We start from the raw sequence: 23,140 nt of genomic DNA, 5'->3' as shown, positions 1-23,140 counted from the left end.
ACTTACATCTCTATTATACCGTACATCTGTTCGTGTTTTCTAGAGCAGGTATCCTTCGCCAATTAACCAAGCAGAAACAATCGTTTGTAGACATCGAGGCCTTTGAGCAGAATTTCCTCGCCAAAGAGCATGGTATCGGTATGCAGAGCGCTCGTGGCATAGGCGGGACAGCCATCCGAATCGCTCGGGTTTTCTTGTCCCTCTGGCACGCCCGTGCCCAGCAAGAAGAACACGCCCGGCAGATGGCGCTGATAGAACGCGAAGTCCTCGGCAATCAGCAGCGGCTCGTCCACAAGTTGCAGCTCGGACAAGGCAGGCGCAATGCAGGCAAACAGCTCGGGGTCGTTATCGACTGGCGGATAGCCCTCGGCAAAGTCGAGATCGTACGTACAGCCTGTTGCGGCGCAGGCCTCGTCCAACACGCGGCGCACGCCCTCGCGCGCACGGTCGAACGTGCTGTCCGTAAACACGCGCAGGCTGCCAGCCACATGGGCCTCCCCTGCCACCGCATTGCAGACGGTGCCGGCCTGCAACAGGCCGAACTTACCAATGCAGGGTTCATCGGCGCCCAACTCGTCCATGAGCTCGCGCTCGGAAACCAAGAACTTGGCAGCCGCCAATGCCGCATCGTGCGATTCGCCAACGGGAACGCCGTAGGTCTTGGCGATATGGATGCTCGTCCCATGAATGTGCACATGTGTCTCGCTCGAACGCGCCAGCAGCGGACCGGAACAACTCGCCAGCGTACCGGCAGGAAGATCGGGCCACACATGGAAACCAAAGATGCGGTCAACCCCATAGCGCTCGAACACGCCGCTCTCGCACACCGTCTTGGCGCCACCGGTCGTTTCCTCGGCAGGCTGGAACACGAAGAGCACGTTGCGCTTGATGGCGCCCGGCTGCTCACGAATCGTGCGGTCGACAAAAGTCGCCGCCGCGAGCGCCATGGCCATGTGACCGTCGTGACCGCACGCATGCATCTTACCGGGATGCGTCGAGGCAAAATCAGCTCCCGTCGCCTCCGCGATGGGCAGGGCGTCCATGTCGGCGCGAATCGCCGTGGCATGCGTAGCGCCCACACCGGCATCGAAAAAGGCACAAACGCAGCTGGGACACGGATGGGTCACCTCGCAAGCGAGCGGCGCCAACACGCCCTCGATATAGGCGATAGTCTGCGGAAGATCGAAGTCGAGCTCCGGAATGCGATGGAGATCGCGCCGATAGCGACGGAGTTCTTGGAGCTCGGTCATAAAGGTTCCTTTCATAGGTGCGCGCCAGTTGCCATCTTATTGTGCCGCAAGATTGCCACACCCTTATTTCCAGCATATCCCTGCATTTTTTAAACGTTATATACGAATACTCTTGTTTGGTAAAGTGTAACATGGTAGGGTCGTTACCACTTGATAGAGGCGCGGGCACGAAGATCCGCGGGCGAGTCGGCAGACTTTGACCCCGTGGGGAGGCGAAACCCGCCGAACTGGGTTTTTCGGGCACGAACAACCTGGTGGGCCTGCGGGAAACACCCGCAGGACTGTCTGCAGCAATGCGGGAGCGCTATCCGGACATTGGGTCCACGCTATGCGGATTCGATGCGCAGATGGCGCCGTCTGGATAGCGAGGTTTACGGGACATGGCATTGACCCCCAACGAAGCGTACACGGCCAAACAGCCGTTTGTGGACAAGGAAACGCTCGAGCATATCGTCGAGCAGTTCCCTACGCCGTTTCATCTATACGACGAGGCGGGCATCCGCCGCAACATGCAAGAGGTGCGCGACGCCTTTGCGTGGAACCCGGGCTTTAAGGAGTACTTTGCCGTCAAGGCCAACCCTAACCCGGCACTCATCTCCATCCTCAACGAATACGGCTGCGGCTGCGATTGCTCGAGCTATACCGAGCTCATGATCGCCCGCTCGCTGGGTATCACCGGCCACGACATCATGTTCTCGTCCAACGACACGCCGGCTGCCGACTTTGAGCTCGCCGGCAAGTTGGGTGCCATCGTCAACTTTGACGACATCAGCCATATCGAGTTCTTTGAGCGCGTTGCGGGCCCTATCCCCAAGACGGTAAGCTGCCGCTTTAATCCGGGCGGACTGTTCCAGCTCTCCAACGGCATCATGGATAACCCCGGCGACTCCAAGTACGGCATGACCACCGAGCAGCTCTTTGAGGCTTTCCGCATGCTCAAGGCCAAGGGCACCGAGAATTTTGGCATCCATGCCTTCCTTGCCAGTAACACCGTCACTAACGACTACTATCCCAAGCTCGCACGCATCCTCTTTAAACTTGCCGTGCGCCTGGAGTGCGAGACCGGCGCACATGTCGCCTTTATCAATCTGTCCGGCGGTGTGGGTATCCCCTACCTGCCCGAGCAGCAGGCTAACGACATCCACGCCATCGGCGAGGGCGTACACGCAGCCTACGACGAGATTCTGGTTCCTGCCGGCATGGGCGATGTGGCCATCTGCACCGAGATGGGCCGCTTTATGATGGGCCCCTACGGCTGCCTGGTCACCAAGGCCATCCACGAAAAGCAGATCTACAAGGACTATATCGGTGTCGACGCAAGTGCCGTCGATCTGATCCGCCCTGCCATGTATGGCGCTTACCACCACATTACGGTAATTGGCCAGCCGGGTGGCGACGACAAGACCATAGCGCCCGTCACGGACATCTACGACATCACGGGCAATCTGTGCGAGAACAACGACAAGTTCGCCATCGATCGCAAGCTGCCGCATATCGACATGGGCGACCTGCTTGTGATCCACGATACCGGCGCGCACGGCTACTCCATGGGCTACAACTACAACGGACGCCTGCGATCCGCCGAGGTCCTGCTTCGCCCCGATGGCTCGGCAGATCTCATTCGTCGCGCCGAGCGCCCGGGCGACTACTTTGCCACGCTCGACGTGCTGCCGTGCGGACGCGAGCTGCTGGCAAAGTCGCGTGCCGAAAGTGCCCGCCGTCGCGCCCAAGACGAGCGCCTGGCCATCGCCGCTCAGTGGAACAAACGCATCCAGATCGCGGAAGCGAAGGAGAAGAACATGGATATCCGCAATCTCGAGGGCTCAATCGTCGCCCTTGTTACGCCATTTAAAAAGGACGGCAGTGTCGACTTTGACGCACTCGAGCGCCTTGTCGATTTCCACCTGCAAAACGGCACTGACGCCATCCTCACCCTGGGCACCACCGGAGAGAGCGCCACGATGACCGATGACGAGGACAACTCCGTTGTCGCCGCCGTGGTCAAGCAGGTTGCAGGACGCGTCCCCGTCATCGCCGGCTCGGGCTCCAACTCCACGCAAACCATGCTCACCAAGTCGCTCACCTACCAGGGCTTGGGCGCCGATGGTCTGCTGCTCATTACCCCCTACTACAACAAGTCCAATGAAGAGGGCATCTATCAGCACTTTAAGACCGTCGCCGACGCCGTGGACATCCCCTGCATCCTGTACAACATCCCCGGCCGCTGCGGCTGCGGCATCAGCGAGCGCAACGTAGAGCGCTTGGCCGCGCACCCCAACATCATGGGTATTAAGGAAGCCTCGGGCAACGTCGCCTACGCGGCCAAGATCGCTCACCTGCTGTCCGACGACTTCCGCATGTACTCGGGCGAGGATGCGCTGACCGTACCGCTCATGAGCCTGGGCGCCTCGGGCACCATCAGCGTGTGGGCCGACGTTCAGCCGCAGCTCGTGCATGACATGTGCCGCGCCTATCTGGACGGTGACGTGGCACGTGCCCGCGATATTCAAATTGCTGGCCAGCCGCTCATCAACGCCCTCTTTAGTGAGGTCAACCCCATCCCCGTTAAAGAAGCGCTCGCTCAGATGGGTATGATCGAAGCCAACTACCGCATGCCGCTTTGCTCCATGGCCAACGACACGCGCGCTGCACTTACCGATGCTCTGAAGGGAGCTGGTCTGCTTGATTAAGACCGTCATTATGGGAACGGGCCGCATGGGCTCGCTCATCCGCACCACCGCCGAGGGCGTTGTCGACGCCGCCGGTCAGCACGTTTTTGATATCGTCGCCCAGATTGGCTTCGATTTGAGCAAGCTCGAGAACGCACCGGCTGCCGATGTGATTATCGACTTCTCGAACGTCGTGACCTTCGATGCCGTCGTCGCCTATGTCGAGCGCACGGGCGCGGCGTTGGTCTCGGGCACCACAGGCTACACCCCCGAGCAGATGGACCGTCTGCGTGAGCTGGGCCAGAACACCCGCGTTATGCACTCGGGCAATTACTCCATCGGCATCGCAGCCCTGCGCCATCTGGTAGCGCAGGCTACACGCGAGCTGCCCGGCTTTGACTGCGAAATCGTCGAGACGCACCACAACCAAAAGGTCGATGCCCCCAGCGGCACTGCCAAGCTACTGCTCGATGCCGTCGTCGAAGCTGAGCCCGAGGCAGGCTACCACCCCGTCTATGGCCGCGAGGGCATGTGCGGCGCGCGTGACCCCAAGGAGATCGGTATGCACTCGCTGCGCGGCGGCACCGTCGCCGGCGTGCACGAGGTAAGCTTTTTCGGCCAGGACGAGGAGGTCACGCTCACCCACCGCGCCACGAGTCGTCAGATCTTTGTCAACGGCGCCTTGGCAGCCGCGCAGAAGCTCGTCACCCGCGAACCCGGCTTCTATACGTTCGACCAGGTCATGTTTGTCTAACCAGGTGTCAACCGAATCCGCCCAAAGGAGAGATAGCAAATGAGTAACGCAGCCGAGATGGATGCACAGAAGATTATCAACTACATCGCCACCGCGCCCAAAAAGACGCCCGTCAAGTTGTACGTGCGCGAGAAGCCGGGCATGAAGGTTGCTTGGGGCGACGCACATGTCTACGGCGGTCGTCGCGGCAAGACCGTCTTTGGCGACTGGGATGAGCTTAAGGCCATCCTGGACGCCAACGCCGATTCCATCGATTACTACGACGTCGAGAACGACTGTCGCAACTCTGCCGTGCCCATGCTCGACCTTAAGGGCATCAACGCCCGCATCGAGCCGGGCGCGATCATCCGCGACCGCGTCGAGATCGGCGACCGCGCCGTCATCATGATGGGCGCCATCATCAACATCGGCTCCGTCATTGGCGAAGGCTCTATGATTGATATGGGCGCCGTCCTGGGCGGCCGCGCAACCGTGGGCAAGAACTGCCATATCGGCGCCGGCACCGTACTGGCAGGCGTCGTTGAGCCCGCCAGCGCCACGCCCGTCATCATCGAGGACGATGTCATGATCGGCGCCAACGCCGTGGTCCTGGAGGGCGTGCGCGTGGGCAAGGGCGCCGTCGTGGCTGCCGGTGCCGTGTGCGTCGAGGACGTCCCCGCCGGCGCCGTCGTGGCCGGTGTCCCCGCCCGCGTCATCAAGATGCGCGATGAGAAGACCGACAGCAAGACCGGCCTGGAAGAGGGCTTACGTCAACTTTAATAGTTACGCGGTTTTGACAAACCGCGTTTTCGCTGACGTATGCCCAACCTGCGGCGCAATGTCAGCAACCAAGCCGAAAACAAAAAAGGCCGAAGTCCCGAAGGGCTTCGGCCTTTGCTTTCTCGCTGTAGGCGCAACGCAACTTATCGATTCTCGATGCTACCGATATTTTTGAGCTCGATGGAGATGAGGCCGTTAGGCTCATTGACGAACTCGATGTACTCGGAGTTGGAACCCATCTCGGCCGGGAAGCTGATCTCGATACCCGTGTCGGTACGGATCTTATGATTGCGCACCGCCGCGCGTTCGACCTGCTTGCGCTCCACGGGCACACGCTCAGGCACCTTCTCCTCGGTCAGTGCCGCGCGCACGCTCTCCTTGATGACCGGCTCGTCCTCAAAGACCTCGTCGACGATATCCCAAGGCGGCAGCTCCTCGTCATCCTCGACCTTCTCGGCAACAGCAGCCTTAACCTTGGCGAGCGCTACGGCCGTATTGGCACCGTGCTCCTCGGCGACTTCCTCGACCACACGCGTCACGGTGTCGATGACCTCCTTGCCCGATACGCCCGTGTCGCACTGCAGCAGGCCATCGGGGATAAGCATACGGTCCTCGCCGGCAATCTTGCGTTTCTTGTCCACATAGCCGATCTCCATGGTGCTCGCGCGCACGATGGCATAGCTCGGCACCTTTTGCGAGGGGTTCGGCAGAATGGCGTAGTGGCGCGCGATGTCGTTACGCACCTCGCCCTCTTCGCGACCCACCTCGTGCATGAATGCCTGCTTGGAGCCCAGCAGCATCACGGCAAACCAGCGGGCATCCTCATCGTCGTCAAAGTCCGCCACAAGCACGTCGGTGGACTCGGCTTTCTCAGCCTTGGTGAGTTCGGAAGAGATAAACTCCGCAATCTGCTGCGACAGGTCCACGAACTCACGCTCACCAAAGAAATAGCTCTTGAGCTCGCCGCCGAATGCGGAGTTCTCGGCAAACGTGGCACGCTTGTTATCGGCCGAAGTGCGCGCGCGACGCAGATGTGTGGTCACGAAGTTGCGGACAGTACGGCTTTCGATATCCAACTCGCGCTGGCTCATGACGTTGACGGCAGAGTCAAAGTCCAGGATATGCAGAATCGCGTGATTGATTTTCATATACGGCATTCCGTTCTAGATCGATTTCGGCACGAATCAGTATAGCGGTCGATCCCGCCCCAGGCGCTTCGAAGATTGGTGCATCGGGGACAGGTTGCTTGCACCAATGGTTAGCGCAGGAGCTCGGACTGCCAAGCCTCGAGCTGTTCTGCCAAACTCTTGCCGGCAGCGGGCATGTCGATCTGAGGTCGTTTGGGCAGCAGTGCGCATTTAAGGATTGCTACGATGGTCTGCGAGACAAAGCGTCGTGTATCCTCGTCAAAGCCTTGCGCAGCCTGGAGCATCACGGGCAGGCTCTCGCGCAGATTCCCAGCGATATCCGCAAACCGCTCAGCACCCGTAGCCTCAAACACGGAGAACAACGCATCTACAAAACGCTCGCGTTCGCTAGGCGACACTGCAAGCAACATCTCGCGAATGGAACCATCAACGTATCGAGCACCGGCAGACAGGCGCTCACAGTACACGAAGTCGTGACCATCAACCACCCAGCTAAAGGGATTGTGCTGCAGCAGGCTGAACTCGGTGCTCTCAACGATGGCATAGTCCTCCTGTGTCTCGAACATCATGCCAAAGATCGACGACCGAGGTAGCGTCTTATCGATTCGACCGGAAAGATCGGCAAAGGCGTTGCCGTTCAGAAACTCCTCGACGAACCCTGGACCATCATGGGAATACGCCCGTTCGATTCGCTCACGGGCGACATCGGAGCACATCGCCGCACCGTACACCGCAAGGTTTCCACCCTTGGAATGACCTCCGCACAAAAGCGGCCCGTCGATCGCATCCGCCGCCTCGTCCACATAACGCGCCGCGGATTCCTGGGCCGGCACAGGACACCGGAACGCCATGTTAAAGTCCTCTTTCCAGCCCACAATCGTGCTGTCGGTCCCCCGGAAGGCAAGATAGCTAAACCCCGCCGGAAATCGGAACGTCATGGCCGCAAACTGCTCCGTTGTCTCGGCATCACTCACGCTACGATAGCCGCAAACACGAACGCCACGGTAGCGAGGGCTTGCTGCCACAGCCTCCAACAGGGCACGACTCCCCTCCGGATCCCACAGGTCGCCAATCATGTCTTGGTAGCACTCGGCGCGCAGCAGCTCGCGTACGTCTAGGCCCTGCCAGTTCGTCAGCTCCGCCGTATCACCCGGCAAACGCAAATAGGACAACCACGCAAAGACCAGGCTGTCCACCGCGCAGAACGGCCGCTCCTCAAACGGATCAAACGCCGTCTGGGCATAGGTCAAAAAATTAGGCGAATCCGACATGGCCCTCCCATCAACTATGGTGTATTGGGATGGTGCATTGGGGTCAGGTTACTTTGCACCAAAAGGCGCCCGGGCCGTGTGGACCCGGACGCCTTCATTGTAGCTTTTCGCTCTAGCGAGCTTGATTTAGCAGGAGAAATCGACGCTGTCGATGATGTCCTTGAGGGCCTTGGCGGAGACGGTGAGCTCATGCTGCTCGTCGTCGTTCAGCGGCACGGGGACGCGGCAGACAACGCCGTCGCGGCCAACGACGGTCGGCATGGAGATAGCAAGATCGGACAGGCCATACTCGCCCACCATGAGCGAGGAGACAGGCAGAACGGTCTGCTCATCGCGCATAACGGCGGTGCAGATGCGCTTGACGGCCATGGCGACGCCATAGTAGGTGGCGTGCTTCTTCTCGATGATGGTGTAGGCGGAGTTCTTGACGTCCTCAGCGATGCGCTTCTCGGCAGCCTCATGCTCCAGGTGGCCGTGAAGCTCACAGAAGGTGTTCAGCGGAACGCCGGCAACCTGAGCGCTGGACCAAGCGACAAACTCGGAGTCACCGTGCTCGCCCATGACATAGGCCTGGACATCGCGCGGGTCAACCTCGACGTGGGCACCAAGCATCTGCTGCAGGCGGCCGGTGTCGAGCACGGTGCCGGAACCGATGACGTGGCCCTCGGGCAGGCCGGACATCTTGATGGCGGCGTAGGTCAGAACATCGACCGGGTTGGAGACGATTAGCAGAATGCCGTCGAAGCCGGACTTCTTAATCTCGGGAATAATGGACTTGAAGATGCTGACGTTCTTGTTGACCAGGTCCAGGCGGGTCTCACCGGGCTTCTGGGCAGCGCCAGCAGTGACGACGATCATGGCGGCGTCGGCGACATCGGAATAATCGCCGGCGTAGATCTTCATCGGCTCGGCAAACGTCATGCCGTGCGCGATATCCAGGGCCTCACCCTCGGCACGGTTCTTGTCCACGTCGATGAGGACCATCTCGGAGAACAGACCACTCTGCATCAGTGCGAACGCCGAAGACGAACCGACGAAACCGCAGCCGACAATAGCGACCTTCTTCTCGTTAACCATTAGAAACTCCCATCTCTCTCCACAAACAAGCCGCCCGGGAACGACCCGAGCGGCTTGTCGTAATCCCAATACATCCAATCGGGACTTTGATTATGCCCCTATTCGCAGCCAAAAATCGACCGTTTACCGAAATTGTTTGCAGTATTCGTAAAATAACTGCGCGAAATCGGTTTCGAGCTATTGACGAGTCGAAATAGGTTTCTAATACAGGCCCGCCTCGCGAATGGCCTCGACAGCCAAAGCGATCTGATCGGGCGGTAGGACCAGCGCCATGCGCACGTGTCCCTCGCCCGAAGGACCAAAACTCGCGCCCGGCGTCACCACAACGCCGGCCTTCTCCATGAGCTCCTCGCAAAACGCCATGGAATCGGTGCGACCACCGGGAAGCTTGGCCCACACAAACATAGAGCCATGCGCGTTGGGACGCTCCCAGCCCAGGCCCTCAAGACCGTCGCACAGGGCATCGCGACGTTCCTGGTACTTCAGGCGCTGCGCCTCGACCTCATCGCGCGGACCGTTCAGGCAGGCGATAGCAGCCTTCTGGATCGGGAAAAACATACCGAAGTCGATCTGGCCGCGCAGCTTGGCAAAGGCCGAGACCACATCCTCGCGACCGACCAAAAAGCCGATGCGGGCACCGGTGACGTTAAACGACTTGGAAAGCGAGAAGAACTCCACGCCCACCTCAAGCGCACCGGGATACTGCAAGAAGCTGCCGCCGGGCTCGCCGTCAAACACGATGTCAGAGTATGCGTTGTCGTGAACGATGAGCAGGTCGTGCTCGCGGGCGAAAGTGATGATCTCCTCGTAGACCTCGGGCGTGCCCACCGAGCCGACCGGGTTGGCGGGCAGCGACACGATCATATACTTGGCGCGATCGGCCACCTCGGGATCGATGCCCGCCACATAGGGCAGGTAATTGTGCTCGGCAACCAACGGATAGTACTCGAGCTTGGCATCGGCGATCTTGGCACCCGCCTCAAAGACCGGGTAACACGGATCGGGAACCAGAATGGTGTCACCCGGATCGAGCAGGGCCAGGCCCAAATGGCCCACGCCCTCCTGCGTGCCGTTGCACGACTGCACCATAGACGGCGTAATGCCCGAAACGCCAAAGCGGCGCTCATAGTAATCGCACACGGCTTGCTTGAGTTCGGGCAGGTCGCGCAGGGCATACTTCCACATCTCGGGATCTTGGGCTGCCTGCGTGAGCGCCTCGACCACATGGTCGTACGGCTTAAAATCGGGCGTGCCCACGCTCATGTTGTAAATGGTCTTGCCCTGAGCCTTCAGCGCGAGAAGCTTGTTGTTGAGTGAGGCGAAGACCTCCGCGCCAAAGCGGTCGAGACGCTGCGATGCCTGCATGGTGCCACCTTTCGATATGAAAAACGCGGCGCTCCGACAAGAGCGCCGCGCGATACGGGCCATCAGATTGCAAAAGTGTAACGCTTGCAACCCCCGTATTGGTTCAATTTAGCCAACCTTAGTCAACTGGATTGAGCGCGTCGATCTGCGCAAGCCACAGACGCGAGCTAGCGTCACTCGGCATACGCCAATCGCCGCGCGGGCTGAGCGTCACAGAGCCCACCTTGGGACCATCGGGCAGGCAGCTGCGCTTAAACTGCTGGGCAAAGAAGCGACGGTAGAACGTACGTAGCCACGTGTGGACGGTCTTGGCGTCGTAGACGCCCTCGAAGCTCTTGAGCGCCATGCGGTAGATCTTGCCCGGCTCAAAGCCAAAACGCAGCAGGTAGTAGAGAAAGTAGTCGTGCAACTCGTACGGACCTACCAAATCCTCGGTCTTCTGCGCAATCTCGCCGTCGCCCGTGGGCGGCAGAAGCTCGGGGGACACCGGCGTATCGAGGATATCGAGTAAGACCTCGGCAATGCGCCCGCCAAAGACATCGGCGGCATAGCGTACCAGATGGCGCACAAGCGTCTTGGGCACGCTCGCGTTGACGGCGTACATGCTCATGTGGTCGCCGTTATAGGTAGCCCAGCCGAGCGCCAGCTCCGACAGGTCGCCCGTGCCAATGACAAAACCGCCAGCCTGGTTGGCCAGATCCATCAGAATCTGCGTACGCTCGCGCGCCTGGCTGTTCTCGTAGGTCACGTCCTGCACAGCTGGATCATGCTCAATGTCCTTGAAGTGCTGCTCCACAGCCGCGTGGATCGAAACCTCGCGGAAGCTCACACCCAGGTCGCGAGCGAGCGACTCGGCATTCGACTTGGTGCGATGCGTCGTGCCGAAGCCGGGCATGGACACGGCTGTGATACCAGTGCGCGGCAGCCCCAGTGCATCGAAGGCACGCACGGTCACAAGCAGCGCTAGCGTGGAGTCCAAGCCGCCCGAAAGGCCGATAACCGCAGCCTTGGTACCCGTGTGGGCAAGGCGGGTCTTGAGGCCCGCAGTCTGCAGATCGAGGATCGTCTCGCAGCGCTCGGCCAAGTCGCCGTGGTCGGCCGGCACAAAGGGCGCGCGCGGGAAAACGCGGTCGATATCGCAGGCATCGCGCAGGACGGACTTTTCGGTGAACGTTCCCTCAAACGAGAACTCGACGGTCACGGCCTCCGGCGCATCGTCCGAGCGCGTCCATGTCGTCGAGCGGCGGCGCTCGGCAACCAAGCGGTCAAGGTCAACGTCGGCGATGGCCATATCGCAGGTAAGCAGTTTGGTCGCGGCGAGCTTGGAGCCGTTTTCGTAGACGAGGTTCTCGCCCGCAAAGACCATGTCGGTCGTGGACTCGCCCTCGCTCGCGTCCGCGTAGGCATAGGCGCAATACAGGCGCGCGCTCTGGTTGGAAATGAGGCTGCGGCGGTAATCCGCCTTACCGATAATCTCGTCCGAAGCCGACGGATTGAGGATCACCGTCGCACCGGCAAGCGCCATCTCGGTCGAAGGCGGCGCCGGTACCCACAGGTCCTCGCAAACCTCAACGCCCAGCACCATATCCTCGGCACCCTCATCACAGCAGCGGTAGACAAGCCCCGAACCCAGCGGAACCGGACCCTGACCGGCAAATTCAACCCACACGGGATCCGCAGGCGACGGAGCAAACCAGCGACGCTCATAGAACTCGCCATAGTTGGGCAGATACTTCTTAGCCGTAAGACCCAAAAGCTCACCCGCACAGCACACGGCGGCGCAGTTGTAGATGTTTTCAGCCACCGCAACGGGCAAGCCAACGGTAAAGACGATCGGCAGCTCACGGGTTTCATCGAGGATGTGCACCAGCGCTGCTTCGCAGGCATGCAGCAGCGTGCGGTTATGGAACAGATCGGCCGCGGTATAGCCGGTCAGGTTAAGCTCGGGCAGTACCAGCGCGCGAACGCCACGCTCGGTAGCCTCGCGAACAGCCGCCAGCGCCACCTCGGCATTGCCCTCGACATCGGCCACACGCATCTTGGGCGAGGCCGCCGCCACACGCAAAAAGCCATCAGACTGAGAAAGGTGAAGATTCATAAGAATGCTCCCGTGCGTAAACGCCATTCACAACAATTAGCAAGCCCTATTGTAGTTCAACCGCCGGGTGTAACCGCATCCCACCAACTTGGTGAGCTATTGATGAGTTGATGGTATCTGTTAAATGTCACGTACGATTCACATCTGGTGGGTACCCTGATGGCTACACGAAACGAAGCAGATTTACACCGGGAGGACCCCGTATGACAACCAAGTACACCGACGCGCCACGCACGCGCGTCATGACGCCGGCATCGCTCAACAACGGCGTGCACGAGAACCATTCCATCGGACAGACCATGGCCATCGCGCCCAAAAAGGGCCTGTTTGACGACATTTCCATTCCCCAGATCATCGCCGGCGCCGCAGCTGCCGCCACGAGCGTGGCGCTTGCTTCAAAGATCGGCATTGCCGGCTCGGTGATTGGTGCCGCTGTGAGCTCAGTCATCACTGTTGTGTCCTCGCAGGTCTATCGCCACTTTATCTCCGCCAGCGCCGAAGCAATCAAGGGCACGCATGCCGCTGTCGACTACCCTGCCGGCGCCTACGAGCCCGTTGAGCCCGATGTCGAGGAGCACCTAGGTGGCGCCGCGACCACGCAGGAGATGCGCCAGGTTGCGGGACGCGCGACCACGGCGCGCGTCGCCCCCAACAGCCTGCGCGCCAAGGCGGCGGCAGAGCGCAGCCAGACGCAAAAGAAGGTCATCGTCTTCTCGATCGCTATCGCCATCGTCGCGGTCATCGCCTGCGCCGGCGCCATCCTTATCACCACTGCCGGTGAGGGTCTGGGCGAGCGTCCCGAGCCAATCCTGTCGTCGCGCACGACCGAGAGCGATGCAAATGGCAACACCCAGTCGCAGGATCAGCAGGCACAGGCGGACGGCACGCAAGACAGTTCTACCGCTGCCAATTCGTCCTCGAACACCCAAAACCAATCGCAGGGCACCGATTCCTCTACGGCAAACAGTGGCACGCCGTCCGACACGACCGACTCAAGCCAAACAACTGACGGTTCACAGCCGAACACAGGAGGCCAGACGAGCGACACCACGTCGGGAACGGGTGCAGCAGACAGTAGCAACACCAACAGCTCGAGCGGAACCGCGTCCGGCACGACATCTGACAACTCGAGCCAAGGCACGGCATCGGGCAACTAAGCACATTTGCCTCTCATAGATAACCGACCTGTACAACGGGCGCGAATCGAAAGCGGTTCGCGCCCGTTTGCCTTGGGCGCCGCTATGGCGAACGCCATGCGATGGTAAGATGCTTTACATGTGTAAAGAGGAGATTTGCCATGAGCAAGACAATAGTTAGGCCCACGCTATCGCTGGGCAACCACATCTATCTGTATCGCCTGCTACGCGATGCAATCGGATGCGGCAAGCAAACGTTTATGACACAGGTCGAGGAGGCGCTCGCCGCCGGCGACATGACCGCTTATGACCTGGGCTTCGAGTCCACGCGCGAGCTGCTCGAGGAGCTCAACGACTGCATTAAGCTGACCGTCTTTAAGGGCGGCCGCCTGTATGCCACCGTCATCGCCAACGAGGCCTGGGATGCCGCCCTTGCCAAGGGCGAGGACAAGCCCAAGGCCACCAAGGGCGCCAAGCAGTCCTACAAAAAGAAGAAGCGCGGCGAGAAGGACCTGAAGGCCGTGCGCCCCAAGCACGTTAAGCGTCCCGAGCCCGTAGTTGAAGCTGTGCCCGAGCCCGAGCCCGAGATCGAAGTCGCTATTGAGGTAACGGCACAAGCCGAAACCGAAATCGCCACCACGGCCGATCCCAAAGTCATATCCGAGCAGGAAGCCACTGCGGAGCTCAACGAAGCTCCCAAGTCGACAACCGAAGAAGCCGCCGACCAGCCCGAGACGTCTGCGTTCCAAAACAGCGATGTCTTTGGCGACGAGGCCGAGGACGATCAGCCTTGCGAGCCCGCAGAACAGGACGCTACCGAGGTGGCATCGGAGCCCGAGGCACCGCAGCCTGCCATCTCGCTTACGGTCGTCTATGACCCCGAGAACGCCAACGCCGGCATCACCACCATGGCCTCCACGCCCATCGAGGCAAAGTCGAGCGTCGAGAATCAGAGCGCTCCGCAAGTCGAGTTCGACACCGCGACCGCAGACGCACCCGCCATCGTCGAGCCCGCAGATTCCGCGGCGATGCCGAAAGCGGACACCGAATCAGTACTCGGCGCCGAACCCGCGCCCGTCATCGAGGTGACGCCCGTCAATGAGCAGGCCTTCGCACCGACGATGGTACCGGCCCCCGCACCCGTAGCGCCCGCCATCCCCGAGGACTTCCCCGTCGATTTCGCAACCGAGGTCTTCTGCCCCGGCCCGCTTCTGCACCAGTTGTCGACCTATCTCCCCTACGGCGCCGACACGCTCGGCATCGTCGGCGAGTACTACTGGATCGCCCGCGAGCGCGGAACCATCGAGGCCGCGCGAAACCGCGCAAGCTTCCCCCTGCGTTACACGCAGGCAGGCGAGCGCCACGAAGTCACCGTGCGCATCCGCCGCAACACCACCGGCGGCCTCGGAGCCGCCTGGACCATCGACAAGGTCAACGCCCCGGTCGAGTAAAAAACGGCCTCGGATAGCCAATTGACCATCCGAGGCCGTTTGAATTCAGGCCTTTTAGTTGCCATCGGCGCATATAGACACCAGAGAAGCAAGCTCCTCCTCAAGTTGCGGAGCAAAATACCTAAAAGAAACTTGTGCTCCAATCGGTATCGACTCAATCATATTCGCAGCATTATCTGAAACACGGTACGATGCAGTTTCACCTGTCTTTAATTCCTCTATTGAGCAGACAGCGTCTTCAGCATCAATCGACCTAAGCATGCCTTTACCTTGCAACATCACATCGGCATGCCCACCAGCTATTTCCAATGAATCTGAGTTTGTCACAGACATTTCTCCGGAATCTCCGCGCGGCATCTCTTCTTTTGTTGAACAGCTCACCAATAAAGCCATCAACACCAAAGACAGGACTAAACGAATCGTCCTACTTCGAAAAAGTCGTTCCATAAGTCCACGCATAATAACTCTGATCATACTTCAGGAAGGATAAGGATGAATTCCAGCCGTCCGCTATGCCAATCATCTGCCTTGTCTCTCCAGTTTTCTTACCAGTAAGTGTGGCGTAAGCCTCCGCTGTTACAGAATGGGCTGATCCGTTGTACAAACTCGCATGTAAAACATTCGGTCTATTAGAGTTAATCTCATTTTGAATGTTCACGATAGCCGGGGAGGAGACAGTGCGAGCGATAAGATTACTCCCTCTGCTTGCGCAGTAATTTGTAAACCCCGTTGCACAGGTTGAAATCGGCGTTCCGCCCAAAACAACACCGGGAACAGTCTGTTCTTCATCGGAAAGAGCATGGGTATTGGTGTAATTCCATATCTGCATATATTGCGAAGGGTCGCTATATAAATTGGCAATGCCATACAGTTCCGCAACGTTCGAAAAAGCCGTCACCATACAAGCATAGTGGGCGGTAAGCCTCTTAATCTCGCTTTCATCATATGACATAAACTGAGAAATGGAACGAAATCCAGATACTGTGTAATCCTGCATTTGAGTTGCGTAAATTACAACATCGTTCCAGCTTGAAGGTTTATTCGATAAAACGACAGGCCGTCCTTCTATGGAAACAGCCGGGATTGTTCTTCCGCAATTTGTTGTTATTGAACCGTCCAAAGATTGCACGCCGAATTCGAATGGATTGATCATTACGACTGGGTTATTGAAAGAATAAGGCTCGACACCAAGATCTCCTCCCCGATCCATAGGGCTGACTAAGCCGTCTCCAAAACGATATCCCGTAAGTATTTCATCATCTGAAGCATCTAAAACCAAATAGCCCGCGGCTCTATTGGATGTCACAACCGGAACAATGTAACCAAGCGGGGACCCATCAACGTCTACAAAAGGAATAGGGTCAGAAGGCGTATACGAAGAGCCGAGGAGTCCCTTTATATATTTATCGGCAAGCTCTTGCGCAATTTCAGAAGTAAATTGTATCTGCTCACCATCAATATTGCCCGTCGAAGCAAAAACCTCTTTCGGACGTGCGGCTAAGGCGACAATTGAAGACGCGACAAGTTGCAGAAAACGACGACGCGAAAGCATATGTTCTTCTTTCTAGAGGAGCGACTTATAAGATACTCCTATTCTATAACCTTTTTTGTAACGTTACAGCACTGGTTATATTTCAATTCGATTCGCTTATGTCCTTGTAACCCAATACATCTTTACGTTTTAAACGGAATTAGAAAATCACTCATAGCAAAAACGGGCTTTAATCCCAAAGAGATGACTTTGATTATGAATCAAACCAGCAGCCAGGGCATAGCTGCAGAGCAATTGCTACAAGAAAGGCCGCCCTTGCTGGCGGCCTTTCTACTTGCTACTAGTCGCGCGTCAGCTTACGGTGGATACGATGCGGCTGGGCTGCGTCCTCGCCCAGGCGCTCGATACGGTTGGCTTGATAGGCCTCAAAGTTGCCCTCGAACCAATACCAGTTGCCCGGATTCTCGTCGGTGCCCTCCCACGCCAGAATGTGCGTGGCGACGCGGTCCAGGAACATGCGGTCGTGGCTAATGACCACCGAGCAGCCCGGGAACTCGAGCAGCGCCGCTTCGAGCGAGGACAGCGTCTCGACGTCGAGGTCGTTCGTGGGCTCGTCGAGGAGCAGCAGGTTGCCGCCCTGCTTGAGCGTGAGCGCCAGGTTCAGACGATTGCGCTCACCACCGGAGAGTACGCCAGCACGCTTCTGCTGGTCCTGGCCCTTAAAGCCAAAGCTCGCCACGTACGCGCGGCTCGGAACCTCGGTCTCGCCGACCATCATGTGGTCCAGGCCGTCCGAGACGACCTCCCACAGGTTCTTATCGGGGTCGATGCCAGAACGGTTCTGATCGACATAGGAGATCTTGACGGTCTCGCCCACCTCGAGCTCGCCCGAAGTCAGCGGCTCCAGGCCCACGATGGTCTTGAACAGCGTGGTCTTGCCCACACCGTTGGGGCCGATGACGCCCACAATGCCGTTGCGCGGCAGGGTGAACGATAGGTCGTCGATGAGCACGCGACCGTCGAATTCCTTGTGCAGGTGATGGGCCTCGAGCACCTTGTTACCCAGACGCGGTCCAACGGGAATGCGGATGTCGGTCCAGTCGAGCTTCTGGCTTGCGCGGGCCTCGGCCTCCATCTCCTCGTAGCGAGCCAGACGGGCCTTGTTCTTGGCCTGACGGGCCTTGGGCGAGCTGCGCACCCACTCGAGCTCGGCCTCCATGCGCTTGGCGAGCTTGGCGTCGCGGTTGCCCTGTGCCTCGATACGGGCGGCCTTGGTCTCCAGATACGTGGAGTAGTTGCCCTTGTAGGGATAAAGGTGACCGCGGTCGACCTCGCAGATCCACTCGGCAACGTTATCCAGGAAGTAGCGATCGTGTGTGACGGCAAGCACCGCGCCCTGGTAGTTGTGCAGGAAGTGCTCGAGCCACAGGATCGACTCGGCGTCCAGGTGGTTCGTGGGCTCGTCGAGCAGCAGCAGGTCGGGAGCCTCGAGCAGCAGCTTGCACAGGGCCACGCGGCGGCGCTCGCCGCCGGAAAGCACGTTGACCGGCATGTCGGAATCGGGCAGCTGCAGGGCGTCCATAGCCTGGCCGAGCTTGGAATCGATATCCCAGCCGTCGGCGGCGTCGATCTCGTCCTGGAGCTTTCCCATCTCAGCCATGAGGGCGTCCATGTCGCAGTCCGGGTCGCACATCTCCTCGCCGATCTTATTGAAGCGATCGACCTTGGCGATCATATCGCCAAACGCCATGCGCACGTTCTCGATAACGGTCTTGTCGTCGTCGAGCGGCGGCTCCTGCTGCAGGATGCCCACGGTGTAGCCGGGGGTGAGCCTGGCATCGCCGTTGGAGACCTCCTCGATGCCGGCCATAATCTTGAGCAGGGTCGACTTGCCCATACCGTTGGGGCCCACGACGCCGATCTTGGCACCGGGGTAGAAGCTCAGGGTCACGTCGTCAAGGATTACCTTGTCGCCATGGGCCTTGCGAGCCTGATACATCTGGTAGATAAACTCCGCCATTGTCCTATTTTACCTTTCTCACCTGCGGAAACACTATCGTGTACGTAAACAGTAGAAACGTTTTGTAGAAAAAATTCAAATGAACTTCTACAAAAAGAAGGGGATGCGGTTTCCCGCCCCCCCCATAATACAGGGCCGCATTGCCCTATAAATTCAGCCGAAGAGCCTTACGCTACTTCTCCGCATCCTTGCCCCGCTTCTTTTCTTCCTCTGTCTTGCGCCTCTTCGCAGACTTCGCGGCCTGTTTCTTCTCTTCCTCTTTTGTATAGTTATCGGCAAACTCAGCGTAGCCCGTGAAGTATTCCCTCAACGCACTTTCTGCGGCAATGGAGAAATAGACTTCGAGGGCATCTACGATAGTTTTGTAGACATACTTGTAATCATCGAAAGTCTCTTCTTCAAGAGCGGTTTTAGCATTGTTATAAGCAATCAGATTTGCCCTAACGGTCTGTTCAACAGTCTTAGAGCGCGGCTTATTGAAACTAAAGGCACCCGATTCTTCAGAGTCAACAAACAGGGCCTTGCAAATTTCAAGATTGCTCTCGGTTAGAACTTTAGCCAAAGGAGATGGCTGATAGGCAAGCGAAATATCAGGATGATTCTTTTTAAGCTCTTCAAGTACCTCAAGCGCTTTTGCCTTGTCCTCTTTATCAATAAACTCAGAATATGCCTCATGAATCTTAGCTTGATACTTAATCTCGGGCTTTTTAGGCTTCTTTTCCTTTACGTCAGCCATAATTCAACCTTTCTAGCGACAAGGGCTAAACTCAAGCAAAATAATAATCTCATTTCATTAGATAGAAAACAGCAATGAGCGTTATTCTCTACAGCAAGAAAGGCTAATTTCATTAATTGAAAGGCGCTATAGATGAAAAGCAAGAAACTAATCAAGCCGATTTGCCTCGCACTGGTTTGTGTGATTATCGCTTTCAGCTGTTACCTACTATTCAACAAAGAGCCGATTGTAGGAATTTGGAAACTAAATAATCCGTCTAGCGTGCAAGAAACCGATAGACGTGATTTAAGATTTAACTCTGATGGAACCTTTGTCTACAAGAAAAGCGGAACAGAATCCTATCATGGTTCAACTTATCGTTGGGAAAAATGCTTTGACAACGGATACACCGTAAGCGGCGAAAAGTTCTACGTTTATAGATTGGTAACTCATAACTCAAAGTACTTTTTCAAAATTCGCTATGCAATGGTCAGCAACAAACATTTCTATGCTTTTAAAACAGAGGATGATTTAAAAAACTTCATGCTCAATGGAAGCAATTTTGATAAGACCAGAATGGAATACTCAAAAGAATAACTTTCTCTTCCGAATTACAGAATTCGCCACTATCTATCACCTCATTAGTTGGTGCACAATGCGTACTTCAGCTAATGAGGTGTAGTCATTTCTAGCCGCATTTCAATTGCGTATAGCTCTTTACTGCATTCATAAATACCTCTATTCGTTTTTCGGAAATTGAATAATTGCTTTTGGTCGGTATGTTGAGCGGGATGGACGGGATTTAATCAAACCGTTTGGAGAATCCCGTAACATACCCCCGTCCCCATTCTCTACCTATCAATAACTTCATCCGCATCCCTAATTACCAGATTGCTAAAGAGATAGACCGTTGCACCTTCTTCGCGTAACGCCCTAGCGCGTCCTGCGGACTGTTCTGTAGCAGATTGGATGTTTTGAAGTTGTAGCTTACGCATCTCTTCATCCTCAAAGAGATAGAGCGATTGCCGCACTCCGTTAAGCTCTATAACCTGATTCTGTCTCGTAAGTTCCCGCGGCGATTCATGGCAATCATCGTAGTAGTCTTGATAGGCTTGTTGAGGCAAATCAGACTTACCAGCGATTATTAGCGATTTTCCTTTAAAGCAATCTAGACCGCTATTGTTCAACAGATGTATTTGATTCCCTTTGTTCTCTGCCACGTTGAATCCTTGGCTCTGCCAAAAATCAACTTCCTCTTTACTGCCCTTGAAGGTAATCAGAATTGATTTATCTATTACTTCCTGCGGCAACTTTTCCTTTATGTACTGCGCAAGTTTGGGAAAGTTGTCATTGTGCATCCCTCTAGCACCACTAAGGCCGCAGAATTGCACAATCTTGCCTTTATTCTCTGCAAGCGGCGCTTCAATGACCTCAATCTCTACTCCGTAGTACATTTCAGTTCGTTTACTTAAAGGCGTTGCAGTGAATACCCTAACGGGAATACCGTTTAACTTGGCATCGCCAATTAACGTACTTTTGCGAACCATTCGCACGCAATTATTCCCCGCATTGTCTTTCGAAAGCCTGCCGTCTGTCTTGTAACACTCAAATAGACCGACTGCAATTGAGCTTGTTTGCGTTGACTGAATGTAGCTATCTAACCGCTCTTCTACTTGTGGCGCTACTTTCTCTCGTAAGATGGTTAGGTCAATATCTAAACCTTCGTCACGCTTTCTATCTTTTACATCATTAATGAACTGAATAAGCTCTTGGGATGTTTGTAAATCTAGAAAAGGAATTGTCGTTGCTAGGTTGGTTAGGCCTAATTTCGTCTCTTTGATTAAGCTCGAATCAATTTCTTCGTCTACGATAATCAAATCCGCATCCAAGTTACTTACATTTGTTAGCAGGCTGTGAGTTAAAAGAAAAAGCCCCTTTTCATCGGGGCTGAACAACTTATCTATGAAGCCTTTTCTCTTGGCACTTCTTGTTTTTGCTGGTAGTCCTAATTGCAGATAGAGTAAATCAGATTGAGTTACCTCTTTTTGCGGGCAACGATGAATCAACGCTATTTGATTAAAGGTTGCTTTACCCAATAAGCGAGTCTCGACCTCTTCTAGATTTGAATGCTTGGGTGCCGCATAAATAACCTTAGCCTTTTCAAGGTCAACCTTAGTAAGAAGATAGTTGATTATTCGTTCGGTCTTTCCCGAAGCTGTTTGTGACTTAAGAATCTTAATTCCAGCGTCTCTATCATCTAGAAACTGCGGTACATGTTCGTCCATCCACTTATCTAAGTTCTCTAAAGGAACCTTGCTTAGATGGGGAACTATTGGAATATCTATGTTTTGAGAAAGAAACTCTGGGATTGTTTGCGGTACGCCTAAAGGCCCTTTGACAATCGGACAAGGCTTTAGACTGCTATCTCTGAATTTCTGCCTAATCTGGCCTTCATCGCAGGTATGACCTTCATACGTCTCGGGAATGAAGAACTTTAAAACATCCTGAACGACAAACCTATTCTTGTCGCTGTATCTAAGGAATCGAAGGTTGCCGAATAGTGCAAGGCGTTCGTTGTAATCGAGGTAATCGCCCTTAGTCCATCTATCCCATAACTTACAACGGCCCTGAAGTTTGCGGTACCAGCCCTCATTAACCAGCACGGCATCAGGCGTAGGCATATCCGCATACTCAGGAATGAAGTTCTTCTTTTGCTTCATTGCCTTATTCGGCTCAGTACCAGAGGAAACCTTATCTAAGGCCATAATGCGCCCAATTAAGGCCGTTTCAAGTGGTTCTTGGTTAATTACTTCATAGCCCAGCTTGCCGCCGTACCAGAGCCTTGAGCAGTCTTTTGTGGCTCTATCGGGGCTGAATTTGCCAAACAGACCTAGGAGCGCTTTGTAGACGCATTCGTATTCACGTGGGCTGATTTGACGCTTCAGGCACCAGACTATGCGGTAATTCCATCCATCCTTATACGCTCCGTTTTTAGACCCAAAATCGCCGTTTTGCACCTGTCTACTTAATAGATTACTTATAAGTACACAGGTGGAATCCGCACTTTTTGCTTCTTTTTTCAGAGTTTCGGGATTCATTGAAAAGCTCGGATACCAGAATGAAACAGGTAGACCAACGTTCGCCGCATATTCTATTACTTCGTATGGTCTTGTCTCGACCTTATCAAAATCAAGTGCTATCAACTGTGCGGCCTGAGCGTCCTTCTTCTTGAACGTGCCATTGTTCAAATCGTAGATACCAGCACGCCAACAATGCCCAGTGCCGCAAAGTCTAGCTATATCTTCAATTGATAAATCGTCTTGTCGATAGTTCTCTTTCCTTTGATACGGACTGGGATTGCTTGGCTTTTTACTAAGTGAATCTACTGAATAGCAGAACTGCACTAATCGTAAATGCCGTTTAAGATATTTTGCTTATGGGTGTTCAGGCGTTCAATTTCCATGCGGCCTAAACGTTCAACTCTTGAATCGTATTGCTTGCGATATTCGCCATTAGGTTTAAGAATCCAGTAAAGACCCGTCCCTGCGGCCTTATCTCTAAACTCAGTTACGTTAGTTACCCTATCGTCTACAGCTAATTCAATTAGACCTGTGAGCGTTAAACCCTTTCCATGAGCATCACAGTAATCTTCCCAGAGTTGTTTCTTTTCCGCAGAAATACGAATGGTTACTTTCGTATCTTTTGCCATAACAGTCTCCTTTCAATAGAAATGATTTCTTCTATCTCTATTTGAAAAATTGACTGTACGAATTACAGCAATCTGCCCACATTTTTTGAAAATTGTTCTAACGATTTAGCGCTGTCTCAGCAGCATACTTTTTGATACAGCGCTTTGAGACACTAAAAGAATGTCAAAATGCCTGTTAATGAAATTCTCAAAACTAGTCTCTTTATCTAGTATCTCAATAATCTAT

Annotated in this window: 18 protein-coding genes and 1 riboswitch; of the genes, 6 read left to right on the top strand and 12 right to left on the bottom strand. The window is 55.7% G+C overall.

From position 1 onward, the window contains the following. Nucleotides 1–62: 62 nt before the first annotated feature. Nucleotides 63–1,250, bottom strand: a complete 1,188-nt coding sequence (locus AB5Z25_RS04025; protein ID WP_368134859.1) for an N-acetyldiaminopimelate deacetylase — start codon at nt 1,248–1,250, stop codon at nt 63–65. 146 nt (nt 1,251–1,396) lie between these two features. After that, nucleotides 1,397–1,565, top strand: a riboswitch (Lysine riboswitch). Between the two features lie 65 nt (nt 1,566–1,630). Here AB5Z25_RS04025 and dapA point away from each other — a divergent pair. The 3 genes from dapA to dapD are packed head-to-tail and all read left to right on the top strand — an operon-like array spanning nt 1,631 to nt 5,432. Next, nucleotides 1,631–3,940 (top strand): 4-hydroxy-tetrahydrodipicolinate synthase, encoded by a 2,310-nt coding sequence (gene dapA / locus AB5Z25_RS04020; protein WP_368134858.1) that lies wholly within the window; start codon nt 1,631–1,633, stop codon nt 3,938–3,940. Continuing rightward, nucleotides 3,933–4,673: a 4-hydroxy-tetrahydrodipicolinate reductase gene (dapB, locus tag AB5Z25_RS04015; RefSeq protein WP_368134857.1), complete on the top strand. Its 741-nt coding sequence runs from the start codon at nt 3,933–3,935 to the stop codon at nt 4,671–4,673. Before dapA ends, dapB begins: the two co-directional genes overlap by 8 nt. A gap of 39 nt (nt 4,674–4,712) precedes the next feature. Then, entirely contained in the window at nt 4,713–5,432 is a 720-nt protein-coding gene (dapD, locus tag AB5Z25_RS04010) for a 2,3,4,5-tetrahydropyridine-2,6-dicarboxylate N-acetyltransferase (RefSeq protein ID WP_368134856.1), read from the top strand. A gap of 143 nt (nt 5,433–5,575) precedes the next feature. On the opposite strand, the gene AB5Z25_RS04005 is transcribed toward dapD, so the two are convergent. The 5 genes from AB5Z25_RS04005 to AB5Z25_RS03985 all read right to left on the bottom strand — a co-directional run bounded on the left by AB5Z25_RS04005 (nt 5,576) and on the right by AB5Z25_RS03985 (nt 12,391). Continuing rightward, nucleotides 5,576–6,580, bottom strand: a complete 1,005-nt coding sequence (locus AB5Z25_RS04005) for a nucleoid-associated protein (protein WP_316367139.1) — start codon at nt 6,578–6,580, stop codon at nt 5,576–5,578. Between the two features lie 110 nt (nt 6,581–6,690). Next, nucleotides 6,691–7,851, bottom strand: coding sequence for a DUF2974 domain-containing protein (locus AB5Z25_RS04000; protein ID WP_368134855.1), 1,161 nt, complete (start codon nt 7,849–7,851; stop codon nt 6,691–6,693). 126 nt (nt 7,852–7,977) lie between these two features. Beyond that, nucleotides 7,978–8,928: an L-lactate dehydrogenase gene (locus AB5Z25_RS03995; protein WP_022094138.1), complete on the bottom strand. Its 951-nt coding sequence runs from the start codon at nt 8,926–8,928 to the stop codon at nt 7,978–7,980. Nucleotides 8,929–9,129: 201 nt separating this feature from the next. After that, complete coding sequence (locus AB5Z25_RS03990) at nt 9,130–10,293, bottom strand: pyridoxal phosphate-dependent aminotransferase (protein WP_368134854.1); 1,164 nt, start codon at nt 10,291–10,293, stop codon at nt 9,130–9,132. Between the two features lie 118 nt (nt 10,294–10,411). Continuing rightward, nucleotides 10,412–12,391 (bottom strand): NAD(+) synthase, encoded by a 1,980-nt coding sequence (locus tag AB5Z25_RS03985; RefSeq protein WP_368134853.1) that lies wholly within the window; start codon nt 12,389–12,391, stop codon nt 10,412–10,414. Between the two features lie 203 nt (nt 12,392–12,594). Here AB5Z25_RS03985 and AB5Z25_RS03980 point away from each other — a divergent pair, with 203 nt between their 5' ends. Continuing rightward, nucleotides 12,595–13,548: a hypothetical protein gene (locus AB5Z25_RS03980; RefSeq protein ID WP_368134852.1), complete on the top strand. Its 954-nt coding sequence runs from the start codon at nt 12,595–12,597 to the stop codon at nt 13,546–13,548. 140 nt (nt 13,549–13,688) lie between these two features. Further along, the gene (locus AB5Z25_RS03975; protein ID WP_368134851.1) at nt 13,689–14,978 is read left to right on the top strand and encodes a hypothetical protein; all 1,290 of its coding nucleotides are present in this window, start codon (nt 13,689–13,691) and stop codon (nt 14,976–14,978) included. A gap of 54 nt (nt 14,979–15,032) precedes the next feature. On the opposite strand, the gene AB5Z25_RS03970 is transcribed toward AB5Z25_RS03975, so the two are convergent. The 4 genes from AB5Z25_RS03970 to AB5Z25_RS03955 form a co-directional block, all read right to left on the bottom strand. Next, complete coding sequence (locus tag AB5Z25_RS03970; RefSeq protein WP_271756768.1) at nt 15,033–15,425, bottom strand: hypothetical protein; 393 nt, start codon at nt 15,423–15,425, stop codon at nt 15,033–15,035. Further along, on the bottom strand, nt 15,403–16,530 hold the full coding sequence (locus tag AB5Z25_RS03965; RefSeq protein WP_147332645.1) for a hypothetical protein: 1,128 nt from the start codon (nt 16,528–16,530) through the stop codon (nt 15,403–15,405). Before AB5Z25_RS03965 ends, AB5Z25_RS03970 begins: the two co-directional genes overlap by 23 nt. A gap of 280 nt (nt 16,531–16,810) precedes the next feature. Continuing rightward, entirely contained in the window at nt 16,811–18,490 is a 1,680-nt protein-coding gene (gene ettA, locus AB5Z25_RS03960) for an energy-dependent translational throttle protein EttA (protein ID WP_055251458.1), read from the bottom strand. Nucleotides 18,491–18,662: 172 nt separating this feature from the next. Then, nucleotides 18,663–19,226, bottom strand: a complete 564-nt coding sequence (locus AB5Z25_RS03955) for a hypothetical protein (protein ID WP_368134850.1) — start codon at nt 19,224–19,226, stop codon at nt 18,663–18,665. A gap of 132 nt (nt 19,227–19,358) precedes the next feature. On the opposite strand from AB5Z25_RS03955, the gene AB5Z25_RS03950 reads away from it, so the two are divergent. After that, on the top strand, nt 19,359–19,802 hold the full coding sequence (locus AB5Z25_RS03950) for a hypothetical protein (RefSeq protein ID WP_368134849.1): 444 nt from the start codon (nt 19,359–19,361) through the stop codon (nt 19,800–19,802). 254 nt (nt 19,803–20,056) lie between these two features. Here AB5Z25_RS03950 and AB5Z25_RS03945 read toward each other — a convergent pair whose 3' ends face one another. Both AB5Z25_RS03945 and AB5Z25_RS03940 read right to left on the bottom strand, forming a co-directional pair. Beyond that, nucleotides 20,057–22,609 (bottom strand): DEAD/DEAH box helicase family protein, encoded by a 2,553-nt coding sequence (locus AB5Z25_RS03945; RefSeq protein WP_368134848.1) that lies wholly within the window; start codon nt 22,607–22,609, stop codon nt 20,057–20,059. Next, complete coding sequence (locus tag AB5Z25_RS03940; RefSeq protein ID WP_368134847.1) at nt 22,609–22,914, bottom strand: hypothetical protein; 306 nt, start codon at nt 22,912–22,914, stop codon at nt 22,609–22,611. The genes AB5Z25_RS03945 and AB5Z25_RS03940 overlap by 1 nt, the downstream gene beginning before the upstream one ends. Nucleotides 22,915–23,140 lie beyond the last annotated feature (226 nt).

The sequence above is a fragment of the Collinsella aerofaciens genome (assembly GCF_040910325.1).
Lineage (GTDB): Bacteria > Actinomycetota > Coriobacteriia > Coriobacteriales > Coriobacteriaceae > Collinsella > Collinsella aerofaciens_BL.
Note: the sequence above shows the minus strand (reverse complement) of the source record. Positions and strands in the feature narration are given on the sequence as shown.

Excerpts from the sequence above, each read along its gene's own strand:
- AB5Z25_RS04025 (WP_368134859.1), bottom strand. The coding sequence starts at position 1,250 with ATGACCGAGCTCCAAGAACTCCGTCGCTATCGGCGCGATCTCCATCGC.
- dapA (WP_368134858.1), top strand. The coding sequence starts at position 1,631 with ATGGCATTGACCCCCAACGAAGCGTACACGGCCAAACAGCCGTTTGTG.
- dapD (WP_368134856.1), top strand. The coding sequence starts at position 4,713 with ATGAGTAACGCAGCCGAGATGGATGCACAGAAGATTATCAACTACATC.
- AB5Z25_RS04005 (WP_316367139.1), bottom strand. The coding sequence starts at position 6,580 with ATGAAAATCAATCACGCGATTCTGCATATCCTGGACTTTGACTCTGCC.
- AB5Z25_RS04000 (WP_368134855.1), bottom strand. The coding sequence starts at position 7,851 with ATGTCGGATTCGCCTAATTTTTTGACCTATGCCCAGACGGCGTTTGAT.
- AB5Z25_RS03995 (WP_022094138.1), bottom strand. The coding sequence starts at position 8,928 with ATGGTTAACGAGAAGAAGGTCGCTATTGTCGGCTGCGGTTTCGTCGGT.
- AB5Z25_RS03990 (WP_368134854.1), bottom strand. The coding sequence starts at position 10,293 with ATGCAGGCATCGCAGCGTCTCGACCGCTTTGGCGCGGAGGTCTTCGCC.
- AB5Z25_RS03985 (WP_368134853.1), bottom strand. The coding sequence starts at position 12,391 with ATGAATCTTCACCTTTCTCAGTCTGATGGCTTTTTGCGTGTGGCGGCG.
- AB5Z25_RS03980 (WP_368134852.1), top strand. The coding sequence starts at position 12,595 with ATGACAACCAAGTACACCGACGCGCCACGCACGCGCGTCATGACGCCG.
- AB5Z25_RS03975 (WP_368134851.1), top strand. The coding sequence starts at position 13,689 with ATGAGCAAGACAATAGTTAGGCCCACGCTATCGCTGGGCAACCACATC.
- AB5Z25_RS03970 (WP_271756768.1), bottom strand. The coding sequence starts at position 15,425 with ATGGAACGACTTTTTCGAAGTAGGACGATTCGTTTAGTCCTGTCTTTG.
- AB5Z25_RS03965 (WP_147332645.1), bottom strand. The coding sequence starts at position 16,530 with ATGCTTTCGCGTCGTCGTTTTCTGCAACTTGTCGCGTCTTCAATTGTC.
- ettA (WP_055251458.1), bottom strand. The coding sequence starts at position 18,490 with ATGGCGGAGTTTATCTACCAGATGTATCAGGCTCGCAAGGCCCATGGC.
- AB5Z25_RS03955 (WP_368134850.1), bottom strand. The coding sequence starts at position 19,226 with ATGGCTGACGTAAAGGAAAAGAAGCCTAAAAAGCCCGAGATTAAGTAT.
- AB5Z25_RS03950 (WP_368134849.1), top strand. The coding sequence starts at position 19,359 with ATGAAAAGCAAGAAACTAATCAAGCCGATTTGCCTCGCACTGGTTTGT.
- AB5Z25_RS03940 (WP_368134847.1), bottom strand. The coding sequence starts at position 22,914 with ATGGCAAAAGATACGAAAGTAACCATTCGTATTTCTGCGGAAAAGAAA.